Below are 18,339 nucleotides of genomic sequence, written 5' to 3' on the forward strand. Positions count from 1 at the left end.
ATTCAGAAGGAGAGGATGATGTCAATGAAGAAGATTTTAGTGGCTTTAATGAGCATGACATTGTTGTTTACAACGATACCAGTATCTGCTGCAGAAGATGATGGGATTCAGATAACATGCAATAAACTTACAGATCAGGATGAGCCATATACATCAACGGATGAGGATGGAAATGAGATCACAGTATATACGTTGTCAGCGTTGGCAAGATATTACGATCAGACACTTTATCTGCCGAATCCAAGATGTTTTACATTGACAACAGAGACGGGAGATTTAAGTCATATCACGGCAGAGATGGATACATCCACAGATAACGGACTTGGAAAGAAAGACATCAAACTGACGATTAAGAGTAGGGCAAAGAATAAAGCAGAGATTGAAGCTAATTTTTCAAGCAAGACAGTTAAAACTGGACTTAATTTCAATGCAAGGATACTGGTTAAAGGTGCAGATGGAACGATTCTTAAAAAGATTCCGCTTGCGTACAGCACACCAGCTCTTACAGATGAACATGATGCACCAAGATTTCATACATTGAGTCCATGGTCTGGAACGTCAAAATACAACTATGATCTGGAAGACTATTATAAGGTATCAGGAACCGTTGATGTTTACGCAAAGAATCCAAAGGTTTCTTACACATATAAGGCGCTCGGTACATATGGTCTTAAAAATTTCCTTTTGAATATGGACAATGACAAGACAAAAACCAATAATAGTTTCACATTTACAAATGGAAAGATCACGATTGGTGCAAAAAATGGCAATCCGGGACAGAAAAATACGGTCACTTTAGTATGCAAGTCCTCTTATCTTAAGTCATTAAAAACACAACTGGCAAAAGCTTATTGTCAGAAGAAGATTTCAACGGCAGACGTGATCTTTGATGATCTTTCCGTAGAATATCGAAATGTCAATGGAAAGACTTATGAAAATGGGATTGGAGATAACGGACAGGGATGTGTGATCGGCGGTGCGATGGACCCAATTTATCTGGGATTTCATGCGACAGTGAAACCGGCCGGAAAAGTAAAGATAACATCTTACAAAAAGACAAAAACAACCATCAAATTAAGATGGAAAAAGCTTTCAACACCGGTCAGCGGCTATATGATCTATCGTTCCACAAGAAAATCATCTGGTTATAAGAAGATCAAGACGGTATCATCCAAAACAAGTTCTTATACAAATAAGAGATTGAAAAGAGGAAAAACATATTATTATAAGATTCGTCCATATCGTACAGTGAAATACAGCTATAAGACCTCGAAGAAAAAGACAAAGACATTGTCAAGAAAAGCATATGGAAGTTATGGATATGTAAAGAAAATCAAAACAAAAAGATAAAGTATAAAATAAAACAGACAGTTGGTCATCAATACTCAGCTGTCTGTTTTATTTTGCACTTAAATTATATTACTCTTCGTCTTCTGTAGATGGAGTTTCCCCTGCTTCATCTTCTTCGTCTGCACTATCATTGCTTTCTGTGATATTGATGGAAACATAGTCTCGGTCATCCTTTGTTGGCTCGTGGAAGATTTCTTCTTCGTCGAAAGAGTCATCATCAAAAGAATCTTCATCGAAATCATCATCAATATCATCTCCTGATACTTCTTTGACTTTATCGATAATAGCTTTGATCTGATCACGGGCAACGTATGCGATACCAGCGACTGTAGCCAGTGCAGTTGCTAATTTAAAAAGGTCTTTGAATGTTTTCTTCATAACGAAAAAACTCCTTTCTTTTTTCTATTATTTTATACTGAATCAAAGAAAAAAGCAATCCAGGATTGACAAAATAAAATTTCGTGATAATATGATATTGTAAAATAAAATTTTGCAAACAAGGAGGAAAGCAAGATGAAACGTTTGTGTGCAAAAGCAGCCCTTGAACTGGTGCCAGATCATGGTACGATCGGACTTGGAGGTGGGGAGACGATCAGCTATCTTTGTGAATATATCAAAGAAGCAGGAAAAGCTATAGAAGCTATAACACCATCTGATCAGACAAAGAAAGTATGCAAACAGCTTGGAATTACAGTAATAGATATTAATGAGGCCCAAGATGTGACTATAGCATTTGATGGATGTGATGAAGTAGATCAAAACCTGAATGCATATAAAAGTGGTGGTGGGATTCATACAAAAGAGAAGATTATTGCAAAGATGGCACAAGAGTATGTATTACTTGTGGATGAGACAAAGGTTGTAGAGAAACTCGACTGTAAAGTACCGATTGTTCTTGAAATTGTGCCAGAGGCAGCAAGTTATGTTACAAAGGAAGCAAAAAAACTTGGAGCAAAAGTAAAAGAGAGAAATGAAAAATTGCTGGAACTGTATTTTGAAGGAATCAGTGATCTTAAGAAACTAGATCAAGACTTAAAACAGATCACAGGAGTTATTGAGATATCGCTATTTTATCAGATAGCAGCTAAGGTAGTTGTAGCAGGAACAGATGATATCAAGATCATCGAGAGATAAAAGGAAAAGAAAGATGAGTACATGGGGAATTTTAGGTTGCGGAACAATTGCAAATGAGATGGCAGAAACGTTTATAAAGATGGGGCATGAAATCTACGGAGTCAGCAATCGAACTTTGGAAAAAGCAGAAAAATTTGCAGAGACTTATGGAGTAAAACATGTCTTTAAGACATATGAAGAAATGCTTGCTGATGAGAAGATTGATATCATTTATATCGCAACACCACACAGCAGACATTATGAAAATATGATGCAAGCAGTCAAAGCAGGAAAGCATGTCTTATGTGAAAAAGCAATTACTGTCAATGCAGCACAGTTAGAAGAAGTATTAAAACTTGCTGAAAAAAAGCACGTTGTTGTAAGAGAAGCGATGACGATCTCTCATATGCCATTATATAAGAAACTAAAAGAACGAATCAAAGAAGGAGCCATTGGAAAGACAAAGATGGTTCAGGTTAATTTTGGAAGTAATAAAGGATATGATTCTACAAATAGATTTTTTGCATTAGAAGCAGCAGGAGGAGCGTTATTAGATATTGGGGTTTATGCGACATCATTTGCAAGAACATTTTTGAGTGAAATACCAAATACGATCCTTACAACAGTTGAATATCTAGAGACAGGTGCTGATGAACAATCAGGAATCATTATGAAGAATACAAAAGGTGAGATGGTAGTTATGTGTCTGACACTTCGTGCCAAACAGCCAAAACGAGGAGTTGTGACAGGAGATAAAGGATATATTGAAGTATATGAATATCCAAGAGCATGTAAGGCAACGATCACAAATACAGAGACTGGAGAAGTAGAAATAGTTGAAGCAGGAAAGACAGAAGATGCATTGAAATATGAAGTAGAAGCAATGGAAGCTGCAGTCGGTGGAGAATATAGTGATGATAATCCAGAGATCACAAGAGATACTATGAAGATTTTAACAAGTGTTAAAACGCAGTGGGGAATGAAATATCCGTTTGAGTAAAGAATAGATAAAACTAAGGATTTGACTAGACGGAGCTTTTCTTATCGGTTATACTTAATAAGTATGAAAACGGAGAGGAGCGATAAGATGATCCAGATTTATAAGAATTATGAAGGTAAAAAAGAATTAGAAGAATTAGATCATATTGAACTGGAATCATGGGTAATGGTCACAGATCCGACAATGGAAGAGTTGACGAGTATATCGGTTGATTATAAGATCGATATGGATGACCTGAAAGCGGCACTGGATACAGAAGAACGCTCCCGATTAGAGAATGAAGATGACTATACGATGATTCTTGTGAATATTCCTGTTGTGGAAGAAGAAAATGGGAAAAAATGGTACGAGACGATTCCATTGGGAATTTTTATTACCAGGAAGATCGTATTTACGGTATGTCTAAAGCAGACAAATATTTTAAAGCAGTTTGTAGATGGTCTTGTATCGAATTTTTATACCTATATGAAGACAAGATTTGTCTATCAGATACTGTATAACAATGCAGCACTGTTTTTGTACTATCTACGCGTGATCGATCAGAGAGCAAATCAGGTAGAAGATCTTCTGCATGAGACATATCAGAATCAAGATTTAATTCAGCTTTATGATCTGGAAAAATGTCTTGTGTATTTTACAACCGCATTGAAATCAAATGAAGTGGTATTAGAGAAATTAAGGAAACATATTGGCTTAAGACATTATGAAGAAGATCAGGAACTGTTAGAGGATGTTATCATTGAGAATAAGCAGGCGATGGAGATGACGGATATCTATCATAATATCTTAAGAAGTACAATGTCACTGTTTGGATCGATCATTGATAATAACCTGAATCAGGTCATGAAATTCCTTGCAGCGATCACGATCATACTAGAATTGCCAACGATGATCTCCGGACTTTATGGAATGAATGTCAACGTGGCAGGAATGCCATTTGCGACGAAGACTTATGGATTTGCTGCAATTTCTATATTTTCAGTTATTGTATGCCTGATCGCTGTATATATCCTGAAAAAGAAGAATATTTTATAATGGATTATGAAGAATCACGCAAGGTGGTTCTTCATTTGCTTTAGTGCATTTTTTTCAAGACGGCTGACTTGTGCTTGTGAGATAGAAATTTCATCTGCAACTTCTGTTTGAGTTTTGCCCTCGAAGAAACGCATTTTTATAATATCATATTCGCGGTCTGGAAGATGGTTCATAGCTTCTTTCAATGCAATGGATTCTACCCAGACAGCTTCCTTGTTTTTTTTGTCTTTTACCTGATCCATCAGATAAAGCGTATCGCCGCCATCCTGATACACTGGTTCATAAAGAGAAAGAGGGGTTGCGATGGCATCGAGGGCAAACAAGACATCTTCTTTTTTCATATCAATTTCTTTTGCGATGGCATCAATTGTTGGTTCATGATTTAATTTCTTTGTAAGAGATTCCCTTGTGCTGATCGCTTTATAAGCAGTGTCACGAAGGGAACGGCTGACACGCAGACTATGATTGTCTCTTAAGTAACGTTTTACCTCTCCGATGATCATTGGAACGGCATAAGTAGAAAATTTCACATTCAGATTACGGTCAAAATTATCAATAGCTTTCATAAGCCCGATACAGCCAACTTGAAAGAGATCATCTGCATTTTCCCCGCTGGAAGAAAATCTTTGGATAATACTTAAAACAAGACGTAGATTTCCTTTGATATATTGTTCTCTGGCGTTGTTATCACCCTGCTCGATCTTTTCAAATAAAGCTTCTTTTTCTTCGTTGGAAAGTAAAGGAAGAGAAGAAGTATTAACACCGCAGATTTCCACTTTATTTCGTGCCATAATAAGTTCCTCCATTAGTGATTCGTTTAATAAAATGATGTACGGAATCAGCAGATTTTATACGTTGAAAAAAATGGAAGAGAAAATTGACTTATGATTTTGCCGGTGCTATCATGAGGATAAATACAATCAAAGGAGAGTAAAGATGAAGAAGATATTAGCTTCAATCATGATGGGAAGTCTTATATTTTGCTTAAGTGCATGCAATATGCCATGGCAGAAGAAAGATACGCAAAAAGAAGTGAAACGAGAAGTTATACAAGCAGACAAAGTACAGGGAACCATGAAAGATATGACATTGAAAGTTGGTGTGTCAAATGATATGGCTCCATTTTCATATTACGATAAAGAGCAAAAGAAGATTGTAGGATTTGATATAGATCTGTTAGATAAGATCAGCGATTATCTTGGCTTTGAATATAAGCTTTATCCGCTTAGTATGAAGCAGATTGAACAGAAGATAAAGAATAAGGAAATCAATCTTGCAATCGCAGGAATTTCAATTACAGATGAAAGACAGAGAGATTATTCGTTTACAGATATATATTATGAGACATATCTTCAGATCGTAGTCAATAAGAATGCGGACATTACAGACCGGAAGGATGTAAAAAATATGACGATCGGCGTTGTTGAGGGAACTTCCAGTGAAGAATATGCGAAAGAATATCTCGCAGAGGATGGCAATAAGATCAAGGTATATAAGACGGCAGAAGAAGTGTTTGAAAATCTTGAGGCAGACAAGATTGAAGCGACGATCTATGATGCATCAGGAATTCAGTCATATATGAATACACATAAAGACACAACGAATCTTGAGGTGTTAGATGAACAGCTTAATTCTGAAGAAAGTAATTATGGTATTATGTTTGCGAAAGGATATAAGTATCTGGATCAATTTAATGTAGCACTGCAGGTTCTGAATAATGATGGAAGTTATCAGAAGATAAAAGAGCAGTGGATCAAGACAAAAGAATAGGAGAATAGAAAAGACGGACCAATGAAGATCATGTCCGTCTTTTCTTTTATACAAATAAAATTTGGAGTTTAAAGTAATAAGGTTTTAAGCCATGAAACTTCATCTTCTTCAAGATGAGGAGCAAGGTTGTCATATACTAATTGCTGATAATCACGAAGAAGTTGATTCTCTTTATCGTTGAATAATGAAAGGTCAACGCCATCTAAATCGATTGGCACAAGAGTCAGAGGTTCAAAATGAAGGAAAGCTCCATATTCGTTTTGCTGCCATTTCCTGCAAAGAAGCATGTTTTCTGTACGAATACCATATTTGCCAGGAACATAGACACCGGGTTCGTCGGTGATGACCATTCCAGGTTGCAATACGGCATCAAGATTTTCTGGGTTTGATCTCCAGCGGAAAGCATTTGGCCCTTCGTGAACCCCTAGAAAATATCCAACACCATGGCCGGTTCCGCAACGATAATCAACACCTTCTTCCCAGAGAGGTTCCCTTGCAAGAATATCAAGATTGCTGCCACGGCATCCTGAAAGAAATTTAGCATCAGCAAGCGTGAGCATAGATTTTAATACTAATGTAAAATATTTTCGCTCTTCATCAGAAATCGGACCGAGGATAAAGGTTCGTGTAACGTCAGTTGTACCGCCATAATATTGACCGCCAGAGTCGATAAGCAGCATTCCTTCAGCAGTTACAGCAATATCAGATTCTTCCGTAGACTGATAATGCATCATAGCAGCATGATCTTTGTATGCACAAATAGTTTCAAAACTTAATCCGACATAATCAGGCTGTTTTTTGCGTTCTGCTTCCAGATGGTCAGAAATTGATCGTTCTGTCATAGGAATCTTTCCGACATTTTTTTTCAGCCAGTACATAAATTTTGTCATGGCAACTCCGTCATTGATGTGACATTCCTTTAAATGCTCCATCTGCGTTTCATTTTTGACAGCTTTCATAAGTTCGGTAGGATTTTTATCTTCTATGATCTTACATTTAAATAAAAGATTATAATGAAAATAGTTAGTAAGATCTGGATCTAACAAAACATTTGTGTGCTGGTCTTTTAAGAAAGAGTCGATCTCACTGTAATCGCGGACCAGAATTCCATGTTCTTTAAAACGATTGAAAGCAGCAGCGGAAATGCAGTCTTTTCTTAAAAATAGAAAACATTTATCCATTGTGATCCATGCGTAACTATAAAATAAAGGAGTACAGGCAATATCTTCACCGCGCAGATTAAATAACCATGCTATATCAGGAAGTGAGGAAAGAAAAAAGGCATCGGCTCCTGCTGCAGATATTTTCTTTCGCACACGTTCAAGCTTTGAATCAGTATGTTCTCCGCTGTATTTGATATCGTGGCGGTAAACCACAGTTTTTGTCATTGCAGGACGATTATCTTCTGCCCATAGATGCTCTACAAAATGTAGATCAAAACGAAAATCAAAGCCACATTTTTTGGAAAGTTTCGCAATTTTCTTTCCGTAGGAAGCAGAGATCATAAGCCCGTTTGTTCCAAGAACATCATTTGGGTGAAGATTTTGCTCCAGAAACTGAAGAGTTGTAGGGACACCGTAAACACCTTGTTTCATTAAAGTGATATCAGAAGAAATCTGTTGTTCGGCTTGCGTAAAATAACGTCCGTCGGTCCAAAGCCATCCTTCATTGGAACCTGCAAGAAAAGTGCCGGCAGAACCAGTAAAACCTGAAATATATTGTCTACATTTAAAATGATCATCCACATATTCAGATTGATGAGGATCTTCACTCGGAACGAGATAATATGTAACGTTTTGAGTTCTCATTATATCACGAAGTTTCATAAAATTTGTATTCATGATCAATACCTCCATTTGTCATATTTAATGCACTGTAAAAATTATCAGTAGTGCATGTTTATATTAATTATAGTAGATTGATAAAAATTCGTAAAGAAAAATGAAATGGGGAGTGAGCATTATTTCACTCAAAAAAGTTGAAAAGAACAAATGAGATAATGTATAATCACTTTGAACAAATATAAAAGTATAAAGGAGAAAACTATGAAGAATATGCTAGTTGCCCAGTCAGGAGGACCATCTGCAGCAATTAATGCTACGATCACAGGTGTGATCGACGCAGGAATTGCAAGTGATCAGGTGGGACATGTTTATGGAGCACGGAATGGAATCAAAGGAGTACTGAATGAAAACTTTGTAAATTTAGATGAGGTGTGTGACACAAAAGAAAAAAGAGATCTGCTTTCTGTAACACCAGCAGCAGCGTTGGGATCATGCCGCTGGAAACTAAAAGATCCGAAAGAAAATGCGGAAGAATTCGAGGAGATCATTCGCATTTTAAGAAAGAATAATATAGGATATTTTGTCTATACAGGTGGAAATGATTCGATGGATACTGTATATAAGTTATCCATTTATTGCAAAGAAAATAACATAGATGATATTAAAGTTATGGGAGCACCAAAGACGATTGATAATGACCTTGGAGAGACAGATCATTGTCCTGGATTCGGTTCTGCTGCTAAATTTATTGCAACAGCATTTACAGAAATTGCATGTGACTGCTTTGTATACGATGTACCATCTGTAACGATCGTAGAAGTCATGGGGAGAAATGCCGGATGGCTGACGGCATCTTCAGCACTTGCAAGAACAGAAGAAAGACGAGTTCCACAACTCATTTATCTGTGCGAGAAAGTATTTGATGAAGAAAAATTCATCGAAGACGTTAACAAAGCACTTGAGAAAGAGAATAATATTATTGTGGCAGTCAGTGAAGGCGTGAAAGATGCCACAGGACATTATGTTGGTGAGGAAACAAAATCTGGGAAAGAAGATGCGTTTGGACATAAATATCTATCTGGAATCGGAAAATATCTAGAAGGTTTAGTAGGTAATAGGATCGGATGCAAAGTAAGATCTGTAGAATTAAATATTCTTCAAAGATGTGCTGGATATATGTTAAGCGAAACAGATATCATTGAATCAAGAAATCTTGGAGCATTTGCAGCGGTTAGTGCGATCCGTGGGGAAAGCGGAAAAATGTCTGCATTAAAGAGAATTTGTGATGATCCATATCAGGTAGAAATTGAATTAGCAGATTTGTCTAAGATCGCAAACTTTGAGAAAAAAGTACCGATGGAATGGATCAATGAAGAAGGCAATGACATTAAAGATGATTTGCTTACATATTTAAAACCACTAATTCAGGGAGAAGTGCAAATACCATATGAGAATGGAGTGCCAAGGCATTTTATTTTATAGTTAGATATATGAATAAGATCCGAGATACTGTTTGTTGTGCAGCATCTCGGATCTTTGTTATCTGATTTCATAAGGAATATGAGATTGTTTCTTGCTTTTAGTTGATTGGGATATAAAATAATGATTGATCTCGGCTCCGATAAAAAGCATCATCATACAAAAATACAACCAGAACAAAGTCAGTAAGATACTTGTAAGTCCTCCGTACATGGTACTGAAAAAAGAGAAATTATCAAAATACATTGAGAAGAAGAAGGATAATACTAACCATGCAGCAGAACTAAACAATGCTCCAGGAAGAATTTCCTTTGTCTTAAAGTTTTCACTTGGCAGAAAACGATACATAATGATGAAAACAATCATAAATGTAAAGAATGCAAGTAAAAATCGGATAGCTGCGAAAAAAACATGTTTGTTTTCAAGCACAGGTTCCAATCGATATAATTGAAGCAATAAAGAATTACCAAACAGTAAAAGGATTAATCCAAATAATACGGCAATGGCTAAAAGTCCGATATAGATGCTTGAAATAAATCGTAAAACAAAATAATTTCTTTTCTCAGGAATCTCATGAATGGTATTAAGTCCTGTCATCATAGACAAGATTCCTTTCGATGCAGACCATAATAAAGTAAGGATTGTGATCGACATATAAGTTGTTGTAAGTTTTCCGTTTAAAGATCTTATGATCGGTACGAGCATTCCACTGTATTTGGGTGGCAGATAAGTAAGAACCAGTTCTATCATATCATTTGGTGTGATCGGAAAATACTTTGTAAGACTTAGTACTACGATCATAAACGGAAAAAATGAAAGAATCGTAAAGAAAGCGGCCTGTGCAGAGAACGCAGTTACGTGATCTCGCTGTGCTTTATCTATGATCGATCCAATCATGGAAATTAATTTTAACATAATTTAATACCTCGTAATTGATACCTCATAATATCATAATTCAAGCGATTGTACAAGGTTTGGATTCTATAGATCTGAGATTTGGATTTTAAGAAATATCATAAATATGCAAAAAGACATATTGCATAGAGAATAAATATGTGGTATAGTTCCTATCAGAGTAAAAAAGAAATTATAATTATTTAAAAAGAATAAACAAATTATAAAAAAATTCTTAAATTATTCTATTGACAAAGTAAAAAGACCTTGTTAAAATATAAATATAAGTTAACAAGAGATTATGAGGAGGATTGTTACTGGTAGTGCAGGCTAAACCAACTTATTGAATTTCACAGTAGGGAAAGTGGAAGCATATAAGTACGGTTTATTTTTTTGTGAAATGTGCAGCTGGTAAGACTAAAGTCTTTCCGCTGGAGAGTATGAGGTAAGGTTGTGCAGATTACAAAGATTGTAAATAATAATATTGTAATTTCAGAAGACAAGAATCATAAAGAAGTCGTGCTGATGGGTAAGGGCCTTGGTTTTCAGAAACATAAGGGAGATGAGATCAAGACAAGTCAGATTGAGAAGACTTACGTCATGAAAGACCATGGTATGACACAGCGTTTTCAGGAGATGTTAACTGATATCCCAATCGAGAGAGTGAAGATTTGTAATAAGATCATTCAATATGCGAAGGATACATTACAGAAGAATATTAATGATAATATTTATATTTCACTTACCGACCATATCAATTTTGCAATTGAGAGAGTGGAGATGGGAGTGCCGTTCCAGAATCCGTTTTTATGGGAGATTAAGAAGTTTTATTATCAGGAGTACCTGATCGGGAAAGTAGCGATCGGTATGATCGAGAAAGAATTGAAAGTGACGCTTCCACAGGATGAAGCAGCGTTTATCGCATTACATATTGTGAATGCAGAACTTGATCTGGATATGACAGAGATGGTTTCGATGACGAAGCTTGTGAACGATGTTTTAAAGATTGTGGATAAACACTTTGGAGAACAGATCGATAAGGAATCTGTTTTCTATGAGAGATTTATCACACATTTAAAGTTCTTTGCACAGAGAGTTTATATGGGCAAGGAAGTAAGAAGTGATGATACAGAATTCCAAGAGATCATAAGGAATAAGTATCACGAATGTATTGAATGCGTAGATGAAATTAAGAACTATGTGAAGAAGACTTGCAATCATGATATTACAGATGAAGAACTTATGTATTTAACCGTACATATCAAGCGAGTTACTACAAGATAAAAGTTTATATTGTTGATCAGGATTGTTACTGGTAATGCAGGCTAAACTTGATTTGAATCATGGATTTTCCAGAAAGTCCGGGTTTCTTCGTGAATATATTTTTGCGGGGAGATTTGGATGATGGGAATTTGCGGATTTGAATCAGTTTTTTTTATTTATAAGAATTTCTTATAAAATATATAATTAATTAGCTTATGAAAATATAGAAAAGGAGGAATAAAAAAATGGTAGGAATTATTCTTGCTACACATGGTGATTTCGCCAAGGGTATCTTACAGTCTGGATCCATGATTTTTGGTGACCAGCCGAATGTTGCGGCTTGTACATTACAGCCAAGCATGGGACCAGAAGACATCAAGAAACAGATGGAAGATGCCATTGCCGGATTCGAAAACCAGGATGAAGTGCTGATTATGGTTGATTTATGGGGTGGAACTCCATTTAACCAGGCAAATGGATTAATTGCCGGACATGAGGACAAATGGGCAATCGTTGCTGGATTAAATCTTCCAATGTTGATTGATGCATACGCTTCTCGTATGACAATGGACACAGCACATGAAGTTGCAGCTCAGATTTCCGGAAGCGGAAAAGAAGGTGTGAGAATCTATCCAGAATCTCTTGAACCTAAGAAAGAAGAAGCTACACCAGCTGCTGCAGCAGCACCTCAGGGAGCAATCCCAGAAGGAACAGTACTTGGAGACGGTCACATTAAGATCGGTCTTACTCGTATCGACACACGTTTATTACATGGACAGGTGGCTACAACATGGACAAAGATGGTAAACCCAGACCGTATCATTGTTGTATCTGATGCCGTAGCAAAAGATGATCTTCGTAAGAGAATGATCATTGAGGCAGCACCTCCAGGAGTAAAAGCTCACGTTATCCCAATCTGGAAGATGATCGAAGTAGCAAAAGATCCAAGATTCGGTGAAACAAAAGCAATGCTTCTGTTTGAAACACCTCAGGATGTATTAAAAGCAATCGAAGGTGGAGTTGATATCAAAGAGATCAACTTAGGATCATTAGCTCATTCAACAGGTAAAGTTGTCGTAACAAAAGCCGTTGCAATGGGTAAAGAAGATGTAGAAACTTTCGAGAAACTGATCGACAAAGGTGTTACATTTAACGTACGTAAAGTACCAAGCGATTCTCCAGAAAACATGGACGAAATGCTTAAGAAAGCGAAAGCAGAACTTAAATAATCAATTTATAAAAATATATAGGAGGAATTATCATGTCAGTTATTTCAATGGTATTAGTTGTTATCGTTGCATTCCTGGCTGGTATGGAAGGTGTCCTGGATGAATTCCAGTTCCATCAGCCATTAGTAGCTTGTACATTAATCGGACTTGTAACCGGACAGCTTGTTCCTTGCATCATCCTTGGAGGTAGTCTTCAGATGATCGCTTTAGGATGGGCTAACATCGGTGCAGCCGTTGCCCCAGATGCTGCATTAGCAGCCGTTGCATCTGCAATCATTCTTGTTCAAGGTGGACAGGGAAGAGCTGGTGTTGATACTGCCATCGCAGTAGCAATCCCATTAGCAGTAGCAGGATTATTCTTAACAATGATCGTTCGTACACTTTCCGTTATCTGTGTTCATCAGATGGATGCAGCTGCTGCAAAAGGTAGCTTCAAAGGTGTAGAAGCATGGCATATCATTGCAGTTTGTTTACAGGGTATCCGTATCGCGATCCCAGCAGCAGCATTACTTGCAATTCCATCATCTGCCGTAGCTGCAGCATTAAATAGTATGCCAGCATGGTTAACAGATGGTATGTCCATCGGTGGTGGTATGGTCGTAGCCGTAGGTTACGCAATGGTTATCAACATGATGGCTACAAAAGAAGTATGGCCTTTCTTCGCAATTGGTTTCTGTCTGGCTGCTGTTTCAGACTTAACACTGATCGCATTAGGTGTTATCGCTGTATCTATGGCACTGATTTACCTGAAACTGTCTGAGAATGCAGGATCTGGTAACGGTGGAAGCAATACTGGTGACCCATTAGGCGATATTTTAAATGATTATTGATTAAGAAGGAGGTAAGAAAAATGGCAGAAAATAAAGTTCAATTAACAAAAAAAGATAGATTATCTGTAGCATTACGTTCTACTTTCCTTCAGGGTTCTTGGAACTATGAACGTATGCAGAATGGTGGTTGGTGTTTCGCAATGATCCCAGCTATCAAGAAATTATACACAAACAAAGAAGATCAGATTGCAGCATTAAAACGTCATCTGGAATTCTTCAACACACATCCTTATGTAGCATCTCCAGTAATTGGTGTTACACTGGCTCTGGAAGAAGATAAAGCAAACGGAGCACCTGTAGAAGACAGTGCGATCCAGGGTGTTAAAGTCGGAATGATGGGACCTTTAGCTGGTGTTGGTGATCCAGTATTCTGGTTCACAGCAAGACCTATCCTTGGAGCTTTAGGAGCTTCTCTTGCAATGGGTGGAAGCATCCTTGGTCCAGTTTTATTCTTCGTATTATGGAACGTTATCCGTTGGGCATTTATGTGGTATACACAGGAATTTGGTTACAACGTAGGAACAAAGATCACAGAAGACTTATCTGGTGGATTACTTCAGAAAGTTACAAAAGGAGCATCTATCCTTGGTATGTTCGTCCTTGGTGCATTGATCGAACGTTGGGTAAGTATCAACTTTACTCCAGTTGTATCTAAAGTTACATTAAGTGAAGGAGCTTATATCGATTGGGCTAAACTTCCAGCAGGAGCTGAAGGAATCAAAACTGCATTAGCACAGCAGGCATCCGGTATGGCACTTGATCCAACGAAGGTTACAACTCTTCAGGACAACTTAAACTCCCTGATTCCTGGATTTGTACCATTACTGTTAACACTGTTATGCATGTGGTTATTAAAGAAAAACGTTTCTCCAATCATCATTATCATCGCATTATTCATCGTTGGTATCGTTGGACACGTTATTGGATTATTATAAGAATGATCAAGCACATATACAAAAGGCCCGGATGTCCGGGCTTTTTGCTTATATAAGAAGAAAGTTTATATAAATAAAATAGACAAAAAGTCATCTTGTATAAGCAAAGAAAATTGTATAAAATAAACAAAGAGAACATATGAAACGAAGGAGGGCTTATGGCACAATCAATTAATACAAGAGTCGATGTTGTAGTAGAGGCAACGTCTTATCAGGGACTTACAAACTATGGAAAGATCATGGTTGGAGATAAAGGATTTGAATTCTTTAATACAAGAAATGTCAATGATTATATTCAGATTCCATGGGGAGAAGTTGATTATGTGATCGCATCTGTGATGTTTAAAGGAAAGAAGATTCCACGTTACGCGATTCAGACAAAGAAAAATGGAACTTATTCTTTTGCGTCCAAAGAACCAAAGAAAGTGTTGCGTGCGATCAACCAATATATACCATCCGAGCGTCTTGTACGTTCTTTAAGCTTCTTTGATGTGTTAAAACGTAATTTTATGCCATCTAAGAAGAGTGTGAAGATCAAAAAACAAAAGTAACTTTTGGTTACAAGATGAAAAAGGAGAAGGCTGTTATGGGACATATTTTAAGAATGAATCCGGTTTTTAAAGAAATGATCTGGGGTGGAACAAAATTAAAAGATATTTATGGATATGATATTCCAAGTGACCATACAGGAGAGTGTTGGGCGATTTCTGCACATAAAAACGGAGATTGTACAATTGCGGATGGAGAATACGAAGGAAAAACTTTATCTTGGCTGTTTGAAAATCACAGAGAATTATTTGGAAATATCGAAGGAAATCAATTTCCATTACTTGTAAAGATCATTGATGCCAAAAATGATTTATCTGTACAGGTGCATCCAGATGATGCTTATGCCAAAGAACATGAAAATTCTCTTGGAAAAACAGAATGTTGGTTTGTACTTCAGGCAGATGAAGGAACAAAAATGGTGATGGGACATCATGCAAAAACAAAAGAAGAGTTTATAAAAGCAATTGAGAATGATGATTATGAACATCTATTAAATTCATTTAAGATCAAAGAGGGAGATTTCTTCTACATTCCATCAGGAACATTACATGCGATCTGTAGTGGATCTTTAATCTATGAAGCGCAGCAGTCTTCAGATGTCACATATCGTGTCTATGATTACCATAGAAAAGATGCAGATGGAAATGAAAGACAGCTTCATGTAAAGCAGTCAATCGATGTAACAAATGTACCTGCCAACATAGATCAGAACAAAGAATTTCTTCAGACAACTCTTGAGAATGGTATAAAAACAAGATATGTTGATAGTGAATTTTTTAAAGTTGATCGTTATGAGTTGACTGGTAAAAATGTGATTCAAAATGACAATCCGTTTATGATGGTAAGTATTACGGAAGGATCTGGAACATTAGAAGAAAATAAAGTGAAAAAAGGAGATCATTTTGTTATTTGTTCTGATCAGAAAGAAGTTATTTTTGATGGTACAATGGAAATAATGATCTCTACATTGTAATCTTATAGACAGAATATATTAATAAGGAAGTTTTTATGAAAAAAGAAGGAAGAATATTTGATGTTCTGCAGAGAGTTGGACGTGCATTTATGCTTCCAATTGCCATTCTGCCGGTCGCAGGACTTTTACTTGGAATTGGACAATCATTTACGAATGAAACAATGCTTCGAACGTACCATCTGATTAAGATCATGGGTCCGGGGACAGTTTTGTATGGAATTTTTAAAGTGGGAGGCGATTGTGGAAGTATCATTTTTGACAATCTTGCACTAATATTTGCAATGGGAGTTTCTATAGGAATGGCGAAGGCAGAGAAAGCTGTAGCAGCATTATCCGGGGTATTGTCTTTTTTTGTGATGCATGAAGCAATTTCATCCATGTTGTCTTTATATGGTGATACTTATACGATGCATACGGGAGCAACTGACCAGATTCTTGGAATTACATCATTGCAGTTAGGTGTATTTGGTGGAATTATTGTTGGTCTTGGGGTTGGATATCTGCATAATCGACTTTATAAAATAAAACTTCCAGAAGTTTTGTCTTTTTTTGGCGGGACGAGAGCTGTACCGATCATTTGTACCATTGTATATGTTGGAGTAGGAATTTTAATGTTCTTTATCTGGCCGCCGATTCAGGGATTAATGTATTCGCTCGGAGGAATTGTGAAAGCCTCTGGATATTTTGGAACTTTTATTTACGGAGTGCTGGAACGTGCATTGATTCCATTTGGACTGCATCATGTATTTTATCTTCCGTTCTGGCAGACATCACTTGGTGGAACGATGGAAGTGGCAGGGAAGATGGTTGATGGAGCACAGAATATCTTTTTTGCTCAGTTGGCAGATCCTGCAACCACACATTTTAATGTAGAAGCGACAAGATTTATGGCAGGAAAGTTTCCACTAATGATCTTTGGACTGCCAGGAGCAGCACTTGCAATTTATCGTTGTGCAAGACCTGAACAAAGAAAAGTTGTCGGTGGGCTTATGATTTCTGCTGCATTAACATCAATGCTTACAGGAATTACAGAACCATTGGAATTTACATTTCTGTTTATCGCTCCTGGATTATATGCAATTCATTGTATTTTTGCGGGATTTGCATATATGATGATGCATGTACTGAAAATTACAGTGGGATTAACATTTTCAGGAGGCCTTATTGATCTGTTCTTTTTTGGAATCTTGCAAGGACAGGGAAAGACAAACTGGATGATGGTAATTCCACTTGGGATTATCTATTTTATCGTATATTATTTTTTGTTCCATTTTCTGATCCTGAAATTTGATATTAAGACACCGGGAAGAGAAGAAGAAACAACAATAGAATTCGAAGAGGAGTCTGAATATGAATACAGAGAAGATTTCTCAGAAGAATTATTAGCGAAAATTGCAGCTGGCCTTGGGGGCAAAAAGAATATTGGAGATATTGACTGTTGTGTTACAAGACTTCGGTGTGGACTTAAGGATATAAGTCTGGTAGATGATGCTATGATCAGGGAAACGGGATCAAGGGGAATTCTGAAACGAGGTAACAGTATTCAGATTATCTATGGTCCACATGTAACAGTGTTGAAATCAGAATTTGAAGATTACTTAAGAACTAGACGTGCAAAGAAAGAAATCAAACAGTTACTAAAGGAAAATGTACATTCCGAGGAAGAAACGAAACAGGAAAGCATTGCCTGTCCGATCAAAGGAAAAGTGATCGAGTTAGAAGAAGTTGGAGATGAAGCATTTTCTGGAGGAATGTTAGGAGAAGGATTTGCAGTTGTTCCAGAAGAAGGAAAATTATATGCACCAGTAGATGGCATTATTGCGGCTGTATTCCGCACCAAGCATGCACTTGCTATGGAGTCAAAGGAAGGTGCAGAAGTTCTCATTCATCTAGGCCTTGATACCGTCAAACGAAATGGAAAAGGTTTTTATATGAAGGTAGAAGCTGGACAGAAAGTGAAAAAAGGAGAACTTATCTGTGAGTTTGATTTAGAAGATATAAAAGCAGATGGATATGTTATGACAACTCCAGTCGTTATAAGTAATAATGAAGAATATGCAAGCATTGCATTAAATCATATTGGAGAGTGTAATGTAGGGGAAGAAATTTTAACTATCTACAAATAGGTAACTATA

17 protein-coding genes are annotated in these 18,339 nt (G+C 36.9%); 13 read left to right on the forward strand and 4 right to left on the reverse strand.

The genetic code is table 11. The features are described from left to right. The first annotated feature begins 24 nt into the window (after positions 1–24). A complete protein-coding gene (locus tag OCV53_RS07575; protein WP_147340813.1) occupies positions 25–1,350 on the forward strand; it encodes a fibronectin type III domain-containing protein in 1,326 nt (441 codons plus the stop codon). Positions 1,351–1,419: 69 nt separating this feature from the next. Here the strand turns inward: OCV53_RS07575 and OCV53_RS07580 are convergent, their stop codons facing one another. Continuing rightward, positions 1,420–1,728: a hypothetical protein gene (locus OCV53_RS07580; RefSeq protein ID WP_022375048.1), complete on the reverse strand. Its 309-nt coding sequence runs from the start codon at positions 1,726–1,728 to the stop codon at positions 1,420–1,422. Between the two features lie 135 nt (positions 1,729–1,863). On the opposite strand from OCV53_RS07580, the gene rpiA reads away from it, so the two are divergent. The 3 genes from rpiA (at position 1,864) to OCV53_RS07595 (ending at position 4,498) form a co-directional block, all read left to right on the forward strand. Then, positions 1,864–2,484, forward strand: coding sequence for a ribose 5-phosphate isomerase A (gene rpiA, locus OCV53_RS07585; protein WP_022375047.1), 621 nt, complete (start codon positions 1,864–1,866; stop codon positions 2,482–2,484). A 13-nt stretch (positions 2,485–2,497) separates the two neighbouring features. Further along, positions 2,498–3,463, forward strand: coding sequence for a Gfo/Idh/MocA family protein (locus OCV53_RS07590; RefSeq protein ID WP_055197459.1), 966 nt, complete (start codon positions 2,498–2,500; stop codon positions 3,461–3,463). 87 nt (positions 3,464–3,550) lie between these two features. Continuing rightward, positions 3,551–4,498, forward strand: a complete 948-nt coding sequence (locus OCV53_RS07595; RefSeq protein WP_055197461.1) for a magnesium transporter CorA family protein — start codon at positions 3,551–3,553, stop codon at positions 4,496–4,498. Between the two features lie 14 nt (positions 4,499–4,512). Here OCV53_RS07595 and sigG read toward each other — a convergent pair whose 3' ends face one another. Beyond that, positions 4,513–5,289, reverse strand: a complete 777-nt coding sequence (sigG, locus tag OCV53_RS07600; protein ID WP_022375044.1) for an RNA polymerase sporulation sigma factor SigG — start codon at positions 5,287–5,289, stop codon at positions 4,513–4,515. 145 nt (positions 5,290–5,434) lie between these two features. Between sigG and OCV53_RS07605 the strand changes: the two genes are divergently transcribed. Continuing rightward, positions 5,435–6,268, forward strand: a complete 834-nt coding sequence (locus OCV53_RS07605) for a substrate-binding periplasmic protein (RefSeq protein WP_055197466.1) — start codon at positions 5,435–5,437, stop codon at positions 6,266–6,268. 68 nt (positions 6,269–6,336) lie between these two features. On the opposite strand, the gene OCV53_RS07610 is transcribed toward OCV53_RS07605, so the two are convergent. Then, on the reverse strand, positions 6,337–8,109 hold the full coding sequence (locus tag OCV53_RS07610) for an aminopeptidase P family protein (RefSeq protein ID WP_055197467.1): 1,773 nt from the start codon (positions 8,107–8,109) through the stop codon (positions 6,337–6,339). 204 nt (positions 8,110–8,313) lie between these two features. Here OCV53_RS07610 and OCV53_RS07615 point away from each other — a divergent pair, with 204 nt between their 5' ends. Next, positions 8,314–9,534 (forward strand): 6-phosphofructokinase, encoded by a 1,221-nt coding sequence (locus tag OCV53_RS07615; protein WP_022375041.1) that lies wholly within the window; start codon positions 8,314–8,316, stop codon positions 9,532–9,534. 57 nt (positions 9,535–9,591) lie between these two features. On the opposite strand, the gene OCV53_RS07620 is transcribed toward OCV53_RS07615, so the two are convergent. Continuing rightward, the gene (locus OCV53_RS07620) at positions 9,592–10,446 is read right to left on the reverse strand and encodes a YihY/virulence factor BrkB family protein (RefSeq protein WP_022375040.1); all 855 of its coding nucleotides are present in this window, start codon (positions 10,444–10,446) and stop codon (positions 9,592–9,594) included. 432 nt (positions 10,447–10,878) lie between these two features. Here OCV53_RS07620 and licT point away from each other — a divergent pair, with 432 nt between their 5' ends. The 7 genes from licT to OCV53_RS07655 all read left to right on the forward strand — a co-directional run bounded on the left by licT (position 10,879) and on the right by OCV53_RS07655 (position 18,330). Beyond that, positions 10,879–11,709, forward strand: coding sequence for a BglG family transcription antiterminator LicT (gene licT, locus OCV53_RS07625; protein ID WP_055197470.1), 831 nt, complete (start codon positions 10,879–10,881; stop codon positions 11,707–11,709). A 224-nt stretch (positions 11,710–11,933) separates the two neighbouring features. Continuing rightward, positions 11,934–12,917, forward strand: coding sequence for a PTS sugar transporter subunit IIB (locus OCV53_RS07630; protein ID WP_055197472.1), 984 nt, complete (start codon positions 11,934–11,936; stop codon positions 12,915–12,917). Between the two features lie 32 nt (positions 12,918–12,949). Then, positions 12,950–13,747, forward strand: a complete 798-nt coding sequence (locus OCV53_RS07635; protein ID WP_009264440.1) for a PTS mannose/fructose/sorbose transporter subunit IIC — start codon at positions 12,950–12,952, stop codon at positions 13,745–13,747. A 20-nt stretch (positions 13,748–13,767) separates the two neighbouring features. Further along, positions 13,768–14,682: a PTS system mannose/fructose/sorbose family transporter subunit IID gene (locus OCV53_RS07640; protein WP_022375037.1), complete on the forward strand. Its 915-nt coding sequence runs from the start codon at positions 13,768–13,770 to the stop codon at positions 14,680–14,682. 158 nt (positions 14,683–14,840) lie between these two features. After that, positions 14,841–15,233, forward strand: coding sequence for a DUF956 family protein (locus tag OCV53_RS07645; RefSeq protein ID WP_022375036.1), 393 nt, complete (start codon positions 14,841–14,843; stop codon positions 15,231–15,233). Between the two features lie 35 nt (positions 15,234–15,268). Then, positions 15,269–16,204, forward strand: a complete 936-nt coding sequence (locus OCV53_RS07650) for a type I phosphomannose isomerase catalytic subunit (protein WP_055197474.1) — start codon at positions 15,269–15,271, stop codon at positions 16,202–16,204. A gap of 35 nt (positions 16,205–16,239) precedes the next feature. Further along, complete coding sequence (locus OCV53_RS07655) at positions 16,240–18,330, forward strand: PTS sugar transporter subunit IIABC (RefSeq protein ID WP_055197476.1); 2,091 nt, start codon at positions 16,240–16,242, stop codon at positions 18,328–18,330. Positions 18,331–18,339: the final 9 nt, after the last annotated feature.

This window comes from Anaerostipes amylophilus, from assembly GCF_025567365.1.
Lineage (GTDB): Bacteria > Bacillota > Clostridia > Lachnospirales > Lachnospiraceae > Anaerostipes > Anaerostipes amylophilus.